Origin of the sequence: Streptomyces bathyalis, from assembly GCF_015910445.1 — a bacterium.
Classification (GTDB): Bacteria; Actinomycetota; Actinomycetes; order Streptomycetales; family Streptomycetaceae; genus Streptomyces; species Streptomyces bathyalis.
Map to the genome: position 1 here is coordinate 996,926 of NZ_CP048882.1, position 13,772 is coordinate 1,010,697.

Genomic DNA, 13,772 nt, shown 5'->3' on the forward strand with positions numbered 1-13,772 from the left:
CCCACCGGGCCCCGCCCCGCAAGGGGTCAGCCCGTCCCGTCACACCCCTGCTCGGCCTGTCCCGTCGCGCCTGGGCGGCAGGGGGAAGAAGCCGCTGGTGCGGGCCGCGTACTCCGCGTAGCCGGGGCGGTTGGCCAACTGCCGCTCCAGCAGCCGCTTTCCGCTGCCCTTGGTCAGCAGCAGGCTCATCACCAGCGGGGAGACCAGCGTCACCGCCGCGACGGCCGCGTCCGCGCACGCCGTCAGGTACAGCCCCCACCACACGAGGAAGTCCCCGAAGTAGTTGGGGTGCCGCGTGTACCGCCACAGGCCCCGGTCCATGATCCGGGCGCCCGTGATGTCGCGGGCATCGGGATCGGCCTTGAAGCGGGCGAGCTGCGCGTCCCCGACGGTCTCGAAGAGGAAGCCGGTCAGCCAGACCGCCACCGCGGCCGCCGCGAGTACCGCCTGAGGACCCGAGACCGGCCCCGGCACGTACTGGGTGGCCTGTACCGGCAGCGAGACGAGCCACACCAGCGCGCCCTGCAACAGGTACACGGTGCGCAGCGCATACAGCCTCGGGTTGCCGCGGGCCCGCGCCAGCAGGCGCTCGTAGCGCGGGTCCTCGCCGTGCCCGCGGCCGCGCAGGGCGATGTGCCCGGCGAGCCGCAGCCCCCAGACGGCGGTCAGCAGCGTGACGAGCAGACGCCGCCCGTCGTCGCCGTGGCCGGCCGACAGCGCGAAGGAGACCGCGGCGACGGCGGTGAAGCCCAGCCCCCACGCCACGTCGACGATGCGGTGCATGCCCTTGACCAGGGCGACGGCGAAGGTCGCGAGCATGACGGCGAGAGCGGCACCGGCACAGGCGGCGAGGCCGACGGCGAAGTCGCCCCAGGGGAAGCCGTTCACCGGCCGCCGCCCGCCATTCCGCTGCGGCCCTCCGCGTCGGGACGTACGGCCAGGATCTGGTCCACGCCCATGCGTCCCTCCTCGAAGGCGAGCATCCCGCCCGCCAGATACAGGCGCCACACCCGCGCCGCTTCCTCACCGACCAGCTCCGTCACTTCGGACCTGCGCTCCTCCAGGCTGCGGCGCCAGGCTGCGATCGTACGGACGTAGTCCTCGCGGAGTGACTCCACGCCACGCACCTCGAGTCCCGCGCCCTCCAGCAGGGAGACGGTGTGACCGAGAGGGCGCATGTGCATGTCGGGGGCGATGTAGGTCTCGATGAAGGCGCCGCCGCCGGGCGCGTTGCGGCCACGCGACATCTGCTGGACGAGCAGCCGCCCGCGGGGCCTCAGCCGCTCGTGCAGCGAGGCGGCGAACGCCGGGTATTCGGCGTCGCCGACGTGTTCGCCCATCTCGATGGAGCTGACGGCGTCGTAGGTGCCCGGCTCGATGTCGCGGTAGTCCCGCAGCTGCACGTCGACGAGGTCCTCCAGCCCCTCCTCGCGGACCCGGCCGGTCACTGCGGCCGCCTGCTCGCTCGCCAGGGTGACGGCCGTGACCCGGGCCTTGTAGTTCCGCGCGGCGTGCAGTGTGAGCGATCCCCATCCGCAGCCGATGTCGAGGAACCGGGCACCGGGGTGCAGATCGAGCTTGCGGCAGACGAGTTCGAGCTTGTCGTGCTGGGCGTCCTTGAGTGTGTAGGCCGGGTCGTCGGGGCGACGCCAGTAGCCGCAGGAGTACGCCATCGACTCGTCGAGGAGCAGGGCGTAGAAGTCGTTGGAGAAGTCGTAGTGGTGGCTCACGGCCGCCCGGTCGCGGTCCCGGCTGTGCAGCCGCCCGGACTGACGGGCCCGCAGGGCGGGCGCGGGCGGCCGCAGCCCGACGGCGCCCAGCCCCAATAGCACCCGGAACGCGCGGGCGGCGGCGCGCGGAGTGACCCGGGGCGGGCGCAGGCCGCCGGCGCGGACCGTGCGCCACACGGTGCGCAACGCATCGGTGAGATCGCCTTCGACGTCGATGTCCTTGGTGATGTACGCCTCGGCCAGGCCGAGTTCGCCGGGCTGCCACAGAAGCCGGCGCAGCGCGCGGCGGGAGTGGAGCACCAGCAGCGGCGCGTCCTCGGCCGAGTCCTCGGGGTCCGTCTCGCTGCCGTCCCAGGCGCGCAGCCGCACGGGGAGCGGGCTGCCGACGAACTCCTTCAGCAGGGGCGAGAGACTCTGTGCGGCACCGCCTGGGTTCATGCGGGGTTCTCCTTGTCCTTCTCGGGCCCGCCGGGTGCGGCGGGCTCTGACGGCCGGGTCAGGAGCAGCTGCCCGACGTCCAGGTATCCGGCGCGGAATCCCGCCTCGGAGTAGGCCAGATAGAAGGTCCACATCCGCTGGAAGGTGGCGTCGAAACCGAGCGCTGCCGCCTCGGGAGCGCGTTCGGTGAAGCGTTCGCGCCACAGGCGGAGCGTCTCCGCGTAGTGCGGCCCGAAGAGTTCCTGCCGGGTCACCCGCAGCCCGGTGGCCTCACGGGTGGTGTGGTCGATGGCGTCGAGGGAGGGCAGCAGCCCGCCCGGGAAGATGTACTTCTGGATCCACGTGTACGTGTTGCGGGTGGCCAGCATCCGTTCGTGCGGCATCGTGATGGCCTGCAGGACGGCGCGGCCGCCGGGGGCCAGCAGCCGGTCCACGCAGCGGAAGTAGCCCGCCCAGAACTCCGCTCCGACGGCTTCGATCATCTCGACGCTGACGATGGCGTCGTACGTGCCGGTCAGCTGCCGGTAGTCGCGCAGCAGCAGCGTCACACGATCCTCGTGCCCCGCGGCCCGTACACGCTCCCGCGCCAGCTTCAGCTGCTCCTCGGAGAGGGTCGCCGTGACGACCTGAGCGCCGCGGTCGGCGGCACGCAGCGCCAGCCCGCCCCATCCGGTGCCTATCTCCAACAGGCGTGTGCCGGGGCCCACTTCGGCCATGTCGAGCAGCTGGTCGATCTTGCGCCGCTGGGCGGGAGCCAGGTCGGGCCACGCCGCGGGGATGCCGCTGAAGAGCGCCGAGGAGTAGGTGAGGGTGTCGTCGAGGAAGAGGGCGAAGAGGTCGTTGGACAGGTCGTAGTGGTGGTGGATGTTCTCGCGCGAGTGATCCTCGGTGTTGCGTCCGCTCGCGGGCTGCCGCGCCGCCCACAGGGCACGCAGCTGCTGCAGGCGCCGCGGCACGAGCGCGGTGACGTTCCCGGCGAGGACGGTGAGCACCCCAGCCAGGTCGGGTGCGTCCCACTCCCCCGCCATGTACGACTCGCCGAAGCCGATCAGGCCGGACCGTCCGATCCTCGCGAAGAACGCCTCGGAATCGTGGAGTTCGAGCACGGGACCGCCCCGGCCGAGGCTCTCCCCGTCTTCGGTACGTACTCGCAGTGGCAGGCGCCGCAGGGCGCGCCGCACCAGGCGTGCAGCGAGGGCTGTGCGTACGGGCGCGCGGCGTGGAGCGCGGGCCACGTCGGGCCAGCGCAGGGGGTCCACGGCGGCGCGGCGCCCGTACTCGGATGGTATGTGCGGACTCACTCCAGACCCTCCTGGATCCGGCGACGGGGACGGGGGCGCACGGGCAGGCCGCGCAGATACAGGCGGATGCCGTGCAGCCTGATGGCGGCGGTCACGGCGGCGGTGGGCCAGGGGTGACGGAGCGCGGCCCGGAGCAGGCTCCGGGTGGTCGCGGGCCGGCGCCGTCCACGCAGGGTGGCGGTGAACGGCCGCCCGCCGGCGCGCTCCAGTTGCACGGACAGGCTCAGCGCGGTGCCGGGACGGGGCAGCCGCATCCGGTAGGCACCGTCGACCGGGAAGAACGGCGAGACGTAGAACTCCTTGCCGGTGGTGGCCGATCCGCCCTCGTCGGTGTGCAGCAGGTAGCAGTGCCGCTCGCCGTAGGTGTTGTGAACCTCGGCGACCACGCAGGTCTGTTCGCCGCCGCGGTCGTGGCACCAGTAGAGCGTCAGCGGGTTGAAGACGTGGCCGAGGACGCGGGCGTTGGCGAGCATCAGCACCTGCCCTGCGGGCGCGTCCATGCCCTTGGCGGCGAGGAAGCGCTCCAGGCCGGCGCGGATCGTCGGCGCCGTGCCGCCGAAGTGGTCGCGGCTCTCGAAGCGGGCGAGGGGGCGCAGCAGGCGGGGCAGCCGCGGCAGGCGGTCCACGTCGACGAGCCACATGTAGGTGCGGTGCCGCACAGTGTGGCGCAGCGGCCGGTTCCGTACATGCGTCACGAGGCAGTCGTACAGGGCCGGTTGGCCTGTCGTTCCCGCCCGGACGACGGCGGTCTGCGGGGTCACCATCGCACCCCCAGCGCCGCGGCAGCGTCGACGCCCGAGCGGCAGCCGTCCTCGTGGAAGCCCCAGCCGTGGTAGGCACCCGCGAACGCGGTGACGGCGGAGGCGAGTTCGGGCAGCCGCTGCTGGGCGGCGACCGACTCCGGTGTGTAGACGGGGTGTTCGTAGACCATGGTGGCCAGCACCGAGGCGGGGTCCACCCTGTCTCCGCCGCCGAGGGTGACGAGATGGTCCTCCGGTGCGTCGAGGCGCTGGAGCCGGTTCATGTCGTAAGTGATGCGCACGGACGCGGAGTCGGTGCGGCAGGAGGGCATCAGGTAGTTCCAGGAGGCGCGGGCGGCACCGGTCCGTGGCAGCACCGAGCGGTCCGTGTGCATCAGCGTGGGGTTGCGCGAGTAGCGGAAGGCGCCGAGGACTTCGCGCTCCGCGCCGGTGGGTTCGGCGAGCAGCCGAAGCGCCGTGTCGGCGTGTGTGGCCAGCACGACGGCGTCGTAATCGTGTGACGTCCCGTCCTCCGTGACGATCTCGGCCCGGTCGCCGAAGCGCCGCACCGTTCGTACGGGCGTCGCGGTGTGAACTGCCGTCAGCTGCTTGGCGATCCGCTCGACGTATTCGCGCGAGCCGCCGGCGACCGTCCGCCACTTCGGCGAGCCCTTGACGCTGAGCATGCCGTGGTGTTGCAGGAAGCGGAACAGGTAGGCGGCCGGGTAGCGCAGCGCCGTGGCCGAGTCGCAGGACCACACGGCGGAGACCAGCGGCGTCATGAAGTGCGTGACGAAATAGGCCGAGTAGCGTCCCCTCGCGAGGAACTCCCCCAGCGTGAGGGCGTCCCGGTCGGCCCGCTCGCCGGCCGCCCGGCCCCGGCCGTCGCCCTCCTCCAGCAGTCGCCGGGCCTGACGGTGGAAGCGCGGCACCTCGGCGACCATGCGCAGGAAGCGGAGCCGGGCGAGGCTGCGGGGCTGTGCGAAGACGCCGCGCGCACCCCGGGCACCCGCGTACTCCAGGCCGCAGCCCTCGCACCGCACGGACATGCTCATCTCGGAAGGCTGCGTACGGACGCCGAGTTCGCGGAAGAGCCGCAGCAGCATCGGATACGTGCGTTCGTTGTGCACGATGAAGCCGGAGTCGATGCGCTGGAGACGGCCGTTCGCCGACGGCACGTCGTGGGTGTGGGCGTGCCCGCCGAGCCGGCCGTCCGCCTCGTACAGGGACACCTCGTCCGACCGCTGGAGCACGTAGGCGGCTGTCAGCCCTGCCACGCCACTGCCGACCACGGCCACCCGGCGCCGCCTGCCACTGCCACTGCGCTCTGCCATGCCGCTCCTTCCGTACGGGGCGAACACCGCCCTCTGCGACCTCATTCGGAGCCGGACGGGCGGCGGCTTGGTCGCGGATCCGACCTTTCGGCGGACGTCAAGGACTTCGCCATCAGGACCTTCGGCAGCCAGGACAAGCTCGCCCTCCAACTGGGCGTCGGGGCACTGCTGTTGCTGTTCGCCCGGGCGCTCGGCGACAAGGTCGTCGTCTACAAGTGAGCCCCGCCTGCCGGGCTGCTCGCGCTGCACCGGCGGCGTACGGGCGCGGCCGGAGTGCTCGTGTTCGGCCTGGTCGGGGCGTCGGCGGCGCTGGAGCGGCGACCTGGAGAGGGTCCTCAGCGACAAGCCGATGCTCACCAAGGTCCTGACCTACCACGTGGTGGGCGAGGAGCTTCCGAAGGAGAAGCGGGCCGACGGCTCCTACCAGCACCCTGGCGAAGGAGGAGATCACCACCGCGGGCTCCGGTGACTCCTACACGGTCAACGACGAGGCCGCGGTGGGCTGCGGCAACGTGAGGACGGCCCATGCCACGGTGCACATCATCGACTCGGTCCTGATGCCCCCCGAAGTAGAGGCACAGCAGGCATCAGGAGGCACCAAAGAGACAGGCCCGTACCGCACGGATTCACGGGTCCGTGCGGTACGGGCCGCCGGACGGCGGACGGGTGGACGCCAGAGTGATGGCACCGTACGTCCATCTGGTCTCCCCACGGGTGGTGCGCCCCAGGCAGCGGCCGGACGCTGAGGCATGGTCACAGAATGCCTGTGCACCAGCGACACGAGGAGAGCGCCAATGCCCCGTAAGCTCCCGGTCCTCGCCGCCACGGCCATGGCCGTCGGCGCCCTCGGCATCGCCGTGATGCCCGCGACCGCGGGTGAGCCCTCCCCTCCCGGCTCCGCTGCCTCCGTGGCGGCGACGCCCGCCCCCGAGATCGCGCCGGGGATGCTCAAGAGCATCAGCAAGGACCTCGGCATCACCGCTGACGACGCCAGGAAGAGGATCGCCAACGAGGAGCGGGCCGTCGCCGTCGAGAAGCAGCTGCGCGAGGAGCTGGGGCACCACTTCGGAGGCGCCTGGGTCACGGGAGCGACCTCGAAGCTCGTCGTCGCGACGACCGACCGCGGCGACATCGCCGCCATCAAGGAAGCCGGCGCCGAGCCGAAGGTGGTCCGGAACAGCCTGGCCAGCCTGGAGTCCGCGAAGAGCGCCCTCGACACCTCGGCGGTCAAGCGCGCGCCGCGCGGCACCTCGGTGTGGGCGGTGGACGTACGGAACAACAGCGTCGTCGTGCGGGCGAACGAGCCCGCCGCGGCGAAGGACTTCCTCACCCGCAGCGGTGCGTCCGCCTCGCTGGTCCGGGTGACGCAGTCCGCCGAGAAACCCCGCACGTACGCCGAGGATCTGCGCGGTGGTGACGCCTACTACACCTCCGGCTCGACCCGCTGCTCCATCGGATTCGCCGTCACCAAGGGCGGTACCGACGGGTTCCTCACCGCCGGGCACTGCGGAAAGGCGGGCGCGAAGACGACGGGCCACAACAGAGCCGCACAAGGCACCGTCCAGGCCCGGTCCTTCCCGGGCAACGACTACGGCTGGGTCGCGGTGAACAGCGGCTGGCGGGCGAAGCCGCACGTGAAGGGCCCCGGCGCCGCGAACCTGTCGGTCGCCGGGTCGAAGAAGATGCCCTCCGGTTCCTCGGTCTGCCGTTCCGGGTCGACCAGCGGCTGGCGCTGCGGCACCATCGAGCAGCACAACGCCACCGTCTCCTACGAGCAGGGCACGGTCCGGGGGCTGAGCCGTACGTCCGTGTGCGCCGAACCGGGCGACTCGGGCGGGCCGTTCGTCTCCGGCGGCCAGGCCCAGGGGACGACGTCGGGCGGCTCGGGCGACTGCTCGACGGGCGGTACGACCTACTATCAGCCGGTCGCCGAGCCGCTCTCCGCGTACAAGCTGAAACTGAGCACCAGCTGACGCGCCAGGAGGCCTAGCTCGCGCCGTGTCCCGCCGCGATCTCCTCGATGCGGCGGGCCAGCTCGATGTCCTTCGCGGTGACCTGCCCCCCGACGCTGTGCGTGTTCACCGTGACGGACAGCTTGTTGTAGCCGAGCGACATCTCCGAATGGTGGTTCAGCTCCTCCTGGATCGCGGCGACATGGACCACCATCGCGGCGGCCGGAAGGTGCTTCGCGAAGGAGTAGGTGCGGCTGATGCTGTCGCCGTCGGTGCTCCAGCCGGGAAGCTCGGCCAGTGCGTCGTCGGTCTGCTGCCGGGTCAGCGGTTCGGGAGCCATGAGGGGTCTCTCGCTTTCTGTTGCGGCGTGCGTGACGGCGTCCCACCAGCCTAGGACGAAGCCCCGCCGGTCCCCGACCGGCGGGCGGCCTACTCTTGCTCCATGACCTCCTCCGCCGCCGGTGACAGCAGCGCCGGGCCCATGCTGCGGAGCTGGCGGGAGCGTGCGGGGCTGAGCCAGCTCGATCTCGCCCTGCGGGCCGAGTCGTCGTCCCGGCACATCAGCTTCATCGAGACGGGCCGCTCCCGTCCCAGCCGGGCGATGGTGCTGAAGCTGGCGGAACAGCTGGAGGTGCCCGTACGGGAGCGCAACGCCCTGCTGGTGTCCGCCGGTTACGCACCGCACTACCCGGAGACGCCGCTCGACTCCCCCGCCATGGAGTCCCTGCGCGCCGACCTGGAGCGCATGGTCACCGCGTACGAGCCCTACCCGGCTCTCGCCCTGAACGGCGCCTACCAGGTGCTCGCCGCCAACCGGGGCATCTTGATGCTGCTCGACGGCGTCGCGCCGTGGCTGCTGGAGCCGCCGGTCAACGCCATGCGCATCACGCTCCACCCGGACGGGCTCGCCCGGCGGATCGTCAACTTCCGCGAGTGGCGCGGCCATTTGCTGCACCAGATGGAGCGGCAGCTGGCGCTGCTGAGGTCCGAGCCGCTGCGTGCCCTGTACGAGGAGGTGACGGCCTACCCGCTGCCGCCGGGCGGCGAGGAGACGGCCGGGGAGGCGAGCCCGTTCGCGCTTCCCATGGTCATCGAGCATGCCGGGCGCAGGCTCGCCTTCCTCTCGGCCGTCACGACCTTCAACACACCCATGGACGTGACGGTCTCCGAGCTGGCGGTGGAGACGTTCCTGCCCGCCGGTCCGGAGACGGCCAAGGACCTTCAGCTGCTCATGCCGTAGCCGCGGCCTCGGGGACCCGGTCCGAAAGGCCGAGGGGCAGGGCCGGCTGACTCCGGGCGGTCCGTCCCGGCTCGCAGCGGCGCGCGCCCCTCCCCGCCCGGGCGCCCGACCGTGGAAGATGAGGACGACGCGAAGGCCCGGCAGGCCCCGCGAGCACACGGCTACGGCACGGCGAGGAGGGGAAACCGGTGGACCCGATCACGGCACTGGACCGGATCGCTTTCCTGCTGGAGCGCGCGCTGGCCCCCACCTACCGGGTGCGGGCCTTCCGTACCGCGTCCGAGGTGCTGGCGGGCCTGGGACCGCAGGAGGTGGAACGGCGCGCGGCCTCAGGACAGCTCGAATCACTCAAAGGGGTGGGCCCCAAGACCGCACAGGTCGTACGGGAGGCGCTGCGCGGCGAGGTCCCGGGCTATCTCGCGAAGCTGGAGGACGAGGAGGAGTCCCGGCCGGAGGCGACGACCGTTGACGACGCCCCGGTCACCGACGAGGCGCGGGGCCTGCGTTCGGCGCTGCGGGGCGACTGCCACATGCACTCCGACTGGTCGGACGGCGGCAGCCCCATCGAGACGATGGCCCGTACGGCAGCCGGACTCGGCCACGAATGGGCGGCGCTGACGGACCATTCGCCACGGCTGACGGTGGCCCGCGGCCTGTCCGCGGACCGGCTGCGGGAACAGCTGGACGTGGTGGCGGAGGTCAACGAACAGGTGGCTCCGTTCAGGCTGCTGACCGGCATCGAGTGCGACATCCTCCTGGACGGGTCGCTGGACCAGGACGAGGAGCTGCTGGCCCGCCTCGACGTGGTCGTCGCGTCCGTGCACTCCAAACTGCGGATGCCGGCGGCGGAGATGACGCGCCGCATGGTCGCCGCCGTGCGTCATCCGCTCGTGGACGTGCTGGGGCACTGCACGGGCAGGCTGCGCTCCAGCCGCCCGGAGTCCGAGTTCGACGCGGAGGCGGTCTTCGCGGCGTGTGCGGAGTCGGGCACCGCCGTGGAGATCAACTGCCGCCCGGAACGGCTCGATCCGCCCCGCCGCCTGCTGCGCCGGGCCGTCGACGCGGGCGTCCACTTCTCCATCGACACCGACGCGCACGCGCCCGGCCAGCTGGACTGGCAGATCAACGGGTGCGTCCGTGCGGCGGAGTGCGGCGTGCCCGAAGAGCGCGTCATCAACACCTGGACGGCCACGGAGCTGCTGAGCTGGACACACGGTTCCCGCGACGCGTGACGTGACAGGAGGACCAAGGTGTCCGAGTCAAGCCCCCGTCAGCCCTCCCACGGGAGCCGCAAACGGCCGCTGACGATCCGTGTCGAAGCCGCGGAGGCCGCGATCCGCCGGCGCTACGAGGCGGCGAGCATCGCCAACGACATCCTCATCGCCGTGTGGTTCCTCGTCGGCAGCGTCATGTTCTTCTCCCCCGACTGGCAGACGGCCGGTACCTGGTGCTTCGTCTTCGGCAGTGTGGAGCTGCTGGTGAGGCCGGTCATCCGGATGGTGCGCCACACGCACCTGCTGCGGATGCACGGCGGGAACTACGCGGCTCAGGAGTCCTCGCAGGACTTCTGAGACCGACCCTGCACGGGGGGTGCCCGCGGGCCCGCCCCCGTACGGGGGTGCACCTGGCGACACCCCCGTGCTGCGGCGGACACCCCTGGTGAGAGGCGGGCTGCACGGCTGTCGGCACCCTCCCCCGCGCCGGGAGGCTTCAGTGCATGACGACACCGGCGACGACCGCGAATACGGCGGCACGGACGACGACAGCGACGACGGCCCGCCGACGGGGGCACGGGGAAGGACCGACCGGGCGGCAGGGCAGCGACTTCGCGCGGCTGTACGCGCGGATCGACGAGGCGGGACTGATGCGGCGCCGCCCCAGCTATTACACGCTGCGGCTGACGCTGGTGGGCCTGGCGGCGACGGGCGGCTGGGCGGCCTTCTTCGCCCTCGGCGAGACCTGGTGGCAGCTCGCCGTGGCCGGCTTCCTCGGGCTGGTCTTCGGCCAACTCGCCCTCGCCGCACACGACCTCGCTCACCGTCAGGTCTTCACCCGGCGCAGACCGAGCGAGATCGGAGGCCGCATCGTCGGCAACCTCGGCATCGGGATGTCCTACGGCTGGTGGATGAACAAGCACACCCGGCACCACGCCAACCCCAACCACGAGGAGCTCGACCCGGACGTCCGGCCGGACATCCTCGTGTGGTCCCAGGGCCAGGCGAGCGCCGCGACGGGGCTGCCGCGCTTCATCGGCCGCCACCAGGCGTGGCTCTTCTTCCCGCTGCTCACCCTCGAGGGGTTCAACCTGCACGTCTCCAGCGTCCGCGCCCTGCGCGAGGCCCACATGAAGCAGCGCGTGCTGGAGGGGTCCCTGCTCTTCGCGCATCTCGGGGCGTATCTCGCGGCGCTCTTCACCGTCCTGCCGCCCGGGATGGCATTCGCGTTCCTCTTCGTCCACCAGGCCGTCTTCGGCGTCTACCTGGGCTCGATATTCGCCCCGAACCACAAGGGCATGCCGACGCTCAGCGGGGACGACCGCCCGGACTTCCTGCGGCGGCAGGTCCTCACCTCCCGCAACGTGCGGGGCGGGCCGCTGACCGACGTGCTGCTCGGCGGGCTCAACCACCAGATCGAGCACCACCTCTTCCCGAGCATGCCCTCGCCGAATCTGCGCCGCGCCCGCGTGATCGTCCGCGACTACTGCGGCGAACTGGGCATCGGCTACCACGAGACGGGCCTGATCGCCTCGTGGCGCGAGGCGCTGGGTCATCTGCACGACGTGGGCACGCCGCTCCGCGGCTGAAGTGCCGCTCCCCGCCCGGCCGTCGGCGGATCGCGCGCTCAGGCGGGATGGGCCGCCGGCGGGTGCGCCGAGGGGAGTTCCCGGTCCGCGGCCTCGAGCGCGTCCGCCGCCCGCGTGGCCGGTACGGGGGAACCCGCCGCCGCCTCGTTCAGCCAGCGGCGCAGGACCAGATGCACCCGCTCCGCCCCGACCAGCTCCTCACCGTCCGTCGGGGCGGACAGCTCGCGCGGCGAGAGCAGGAAGGCCTCGTTCTGCTCACCGCCGAGCCCGCCGTGCGAGCCGATCTGCTGCTCGAAGGCGTGCACGGCGCCGGTCCCCGGATCGACCACCGAATTGATGACGATGTCGGGCACGTTGCGGAAGCCGGCGCTGCGCCGTACGGCATCCGCGGCACCGGGGCCGAACGGAGCCAGCGGGTCCGGGCCGCCGGTGATCTCGCCGGTGTCCAGGCGGTGTTCGGCTCCGCCGCCGCCGAGCACGACCGGCCCGTAGCGGTCGCTGTGCACCAGGAGGAATCCGATGCCGGGGTGATCGGCGAGCGTACGCAGCAGAGCCGGGTGCCGCTTGTCGACCTGCTCCCGCGACATCCGGCCGGGCACGTCCGGGAAGGAGACGAGCCCGAGGTTGCCGGAGGCCAGCACGAGCGGGCCCTCGCTCCTGGACGGTGTCCGCTCCTCGCTCTGCGGCCCCTCCTCGGGCCTGTGCAGCGCGGCGCGTGCGGCGGCTCGCGCCTCCGCCCCGCTGGGTGTGCGCCCCACGCGGCGGGAGACGGGCAGCCCGCAGCCCGCCCGTACGAGGTCCTCCAGGGTCAGCCCGTAGGACGCGCGGAAAGTCTCCCCCGCGCTCTGCCCGTGGTCGGAGAGCAGCACGATGCGGTACGGGCGCGGCGCGCGCTGTGCCGCCTTGGCGATCAGTGCCACGGACCGGTCCAGCTTGCGCAGCACCTGCCGGGCGTCACCGCCCCGCGGCCCGGAGTGGTGGGCCACCTCGTCGTAGCCGACCAGATCGGCGAAGACGGCGCTGCGCCCGCTGAAGACGTCCCCGAGCACGGCGGCGACCACCACGTCGCGCTGGACAACCGTGGCGAACGCCCGGATCAGCGGATACAGCCCGCCGCGCGGCACGCGCGGCCGGTCACCGCGCATCCGCGACCGCTTGGCCTGGATCAGCTCCCGCACCGCCTCCGCGACGAAGGACACTGCGGTACGGGTCGCGTTGGCCGGGTCGGAGAAGTAGGCGAAGTACCCTGCGCGGGACCGGTTCTCGCGGTCCCGGCGAGCGGCCACCGAGACCACCAGGGCGACCTGGCTGGCGCCGCCGCTGAAAAGGTTGCCCCGGCTGGCGCCGTCGACGGCGAGCAGCCCGCGGTCGCCGGTCTCCTCCACCGCCCGGCGCTGGAGTTCCGCGGCGCCGGACGGGCGGTTGCTGATCAGCACCTCCCCGGACTCCTTCTCGTACCAGCGGAAGGCCGGCACGTCCTTGTTGCTGCCGTGGAGGATGCCGAGCTGGCTCGCGCCGGTCTGGGAGGGCCAGTCGGTGCGCCAGGGGGTCAGCCGGTGCGTGCTGCCGTACATCTCGGCGACGGCCGGCATCAGCGGGGGCTGGCTCTCCGAGCCGGTCACCGCTTCGCGCAGCAGGTCGTGACCGACGCCGTCGAGCTGCACGAATACCGTGCCGGGTGTGCGCGGTGCCGGGCCCAGGCCCTCGCGGCGGCGCCTGCGGCCGGTGAGGCGGGCCAGGCGGCGGCGGTAGGCGCCGTCGTCGCGCACCGCCAGTGCCGTGCCGGTGGCGGAGGAAGCGGCGGACATCACCGCGGCCACCACCACGGCGGTGCCGGGCTCGGCCGAACCTCTTCCGTACGGCACGAGTGAGAGCGCCAGCCACAGCAGGGAGCCGTTGAGGAAGAAAACGAGCGTGCCCAGCACGAGCGCCGGCACCAGCAGCAGGGCCCGCACCAGCACGGGCCACACCACCGCTCCGAGCAGGCCGAAGACGCCGGCTCCTATGGCGGCGGTGGTGGCGATGAACGTGGCGCTGTCGCCGTCCGGTGACTGCAGCCGGAAATCGGGAAGGATGCCCGCGAGCGCCAGCAGCGTGAGGGTGCTCACCAGCCAGACGGCCAGCACCCGCAGCACGGCGGCTCCGAAGGACCGCAAGCGCCGTGGGGTGCCCCCCGGCAGGGCCGGGGGAAAGATCCGCAGCCGCATGCTGACTCCCAACTCTCCCTGATCCAC

The 13,772-nt window shown here is 72.3% G+C and carries 12 protein-coding genes and 1 pseudogene; 6 read left to right on the forward strand and 7 right to left on the reverse strand.

The features are described from left to right. Positions 1-39: 39 nt before the first annotated feature. The 5 genes from G4Z16_RS04415 to G4Z16_RS04435 are packed head-to-tail and all read right to left on the reverse strand — an operon-like array spanning position 40 to position 5,543. On the reverse strand, positions 40-888 hold the full coding sequence (locus G4Z16_RS04415; protein ID WP_197349281.1) for a DUF1295 domain-containing protein: 849 nt from the start codon (positions 886-888) through the stop codon (positions 40-42). Next, positions 885-2,168 (reverse strand): SAM-dependent methyltransferase, encoded by a 1,284-nt coding sequence (locus G4Z16_RS04420; protein ID WP_197349282.1) that lies wholly within the window; start codon positions 2,166-2,168, stop codon positions 885-887. The genes G4Z16_RS04415 and G4Z16_RS04420 overlap by 4 nt, the downstream gene beginning before the upstream one ends. Beyond that, entirely contained in the window at positions 2,165-3,469 is a 1,305-nt protein-coding gene (locus G4Z16_RS04425) for an SAM-dependent methyltransferase (protein WP_246530675.1), read from the reverse strand. Before G4Z16_RS04425 ends, G4Z16_RS04420 begins: the two co-directional genes overlap by 4 nt. Further along, the gene (locus G4Z16_RS04430) at positions 3,466-4,233 is read right to left on the reverse strand and encodes a DUF1365 domain-containing protein (protein ID WP_197349283.1); all 768 of its coding nucleotides are present in this window, start codon (positions 4,231-4,233) and stop codon (positions 3,466-3,468) included. Before G4Z16_RS04430 ends, G4Z16_RS04425 begins: the two co-directional genes overlap by 4 nt. Then, complete coding sequence (locus tag G4Z16_RS04435) at positions 4,227-5,543, reverse strand: NAD(P)/FAD-dependent oxidoreductase (protein ID WP_197349284.1); 1,317 nt, start codon at positions 5,541-5,543, stop codon at positions 4,227-4,229. Before G4Z16_RS04435 ends, G4Z16_RS04430 begins: the two co-directional genes overlap by 7 nt. A gap of 319 nt (positions 5,544-5,862) precedes the next feature. Between G4Z16_RS04435 and G4Z16_RS32310 the strand changes: the two are divergent. Both G4Z16_RS32310 and G4Z16_RS04445 read left to right on the forward strand, forming a co-directional pair. After that, positions 5,863-6,112, forward strand: a pseudogene (locus tag G4Z16_RS32310) (fasciclin domain-containing protein); the annotation flags it as partial. A 225-nt stretch (positions 6,113-6,337) separates the two neighbouring features. After that, positions 6,338-7,516 carry a S1 family peptidase gene (locus G4Z16_RS04445; protein WP_197349285.1) on the forward strand — a complete coding sequence of 393 codons (1,179 nt, stop codon included), beginning with the start codon at positions 6,338-6,340 and terminating at the stop codon, positions 7,514-7,516. Positions 7,517-7,529: 13 nt separating this feature from the next. Here the strand turns inward: G4Z16_RS04445 and G4Z16_RS04450 are convergent, their stop codons facing one another. Beyond that, on the reverse strand, positions 7,530-7,835 hold the full coding sequence (locus tag G4Z16_RS04450; RefSeq protein ID WP_197349286.1) for a 4a-hydroxytetrahydrobiopterin dehydratase: 306 nt from the start codon (positions 7,833-7,835) through the stop codon (positions 7,530-7,532). 102 nt (positions 7,836-7,937) lie between these two features. Here G4Z16_RS04450 and G4Z16_RS04455 point away from each other — a divergent pair, with 102 nt between their 5' ends. The 4 genes from G4Z16_RS04455 (at position 7,938) to G4Z16_RS04470 (ending at position 11,538) form a co-directional block, all read left to right on the forward strand. After that, entirely contained in the window at positions 7,938-8,735 is a 798-nt protein-coding gene (locus tag G4Z16_RS04455) for a helix-turn-helix domain-containing protein (RefSeq protein WP_197349287.1), read from the forward strand. 188 nt (positions 8,736-8,923) lie between these two features. Further along, complete coding sequence (locus G4Z16_RS04460; RefSeq protein WP_197349288.1) at positions 8,924-9,967, forward strand: PHP domain-containing protein; 1,044 nt, start codon at positions 8,924-8,926, stop codon at positions 9,965-9,967. A gap of 18 nt (positions 9,968-9,985) precedes the next feature. Next, positions 9,986-10,306, forward strand: coding sequence for a YrhK family protein (locus tag G4Z16_RS04465; RefSeq protein ID WP_246530676.1), 321 nt, complete (start codon positions 9,986-9,988; stop codon positions 10,304-10,306). A gap of 146 nt (positions 10,307-10,452) precedes the next feature. Beyond that, the gene (locus G4Z16_RS04470; protein ID WP_197349289.1) at positions 10,453-11,538 is read left to right on the forward strand and encodes a fatty acid desaturase family protein; all 1,086 of its coding nucleotides are present in this window, start codon (positions 10,453-10,455) and stop codon (positions 11,536-11,538) included. A 38-nt stretch (positions 11,539-11,576) separates the two neighbouring features. Here G4Z16_RS04470 and G4Z16_RS04475 read toward each other — a convergent pair whose 3' ends face one another. Then, complete coding sequence (locus G4Z16_RS04475; protein ID WP_197354156.1) at positions 11,577-13,745, reverse strand: phage holin family protein; 2,169 nt, start codon at positions 13,743-13,745, stop codon at positions 11,577-11,579. Positions 13,746-13,772 lie beyond the last annotated feature (27 nt).

Coding starts and splice junctions, on each gene's coding strand:
- G4Z16_RS04420 (WP_197349282.1), bottom strand. CDS start 2,168: ATGAACCCAGGCGGTGCCGCACAGAGTCTCTCGCCCCTGCTGAAGGAG.
- G4Z16_RS04430 (WP_197349283.1), bottom strand. CDS start 4,233: ATGGTGACCCCGCAGACCGCCGTCGTCCGGGCGGGAACGACAGGCCAA.
- G4Z16_RS04435 (WP_197349284.1), bottom strand. CDS start 5,543: ATGGCAGAGCGCAGTGGCAGTGGCAGGCGGCGCCGGGTGGCCGTGGTC.
- G4Z16_RS04445 (WP_197349285.1), top strand. CDS start 6,338: ATGCCCCGTAAGCTCCCGGTCCTCGCCGCCACGGCCATGGCCGTCGGC.
- G4Z16_RS04450 (WP_197349286.1), bottom strand. CDS start 7,835: ATGGCTCCCGAACCGCTGACCCGGCAGCAGACCGACGACGCACTGGCC.
- G4Z16_RS04455 (WP_197349287.1), top strand. CDS start 7,938: ATGACCTCCTCCGCCGCCGGTGACAGCAGCGCCGGGCCCATGCTGCGG.
- G4Z16_RS04470 (WP_197349289.1), top strand. CDS start 10,453: ATGACGACACCGGCGACGACCGCGAATACGGCGGCACGGACGACGACA.
- G4Z16_RS04475 (WP_197354156.1), bottom strand. CDS start 13,745: ATGCGGCTGCGGATCTTTCCCCCGGCCCTGCCGGGGGGCACCCCACGG.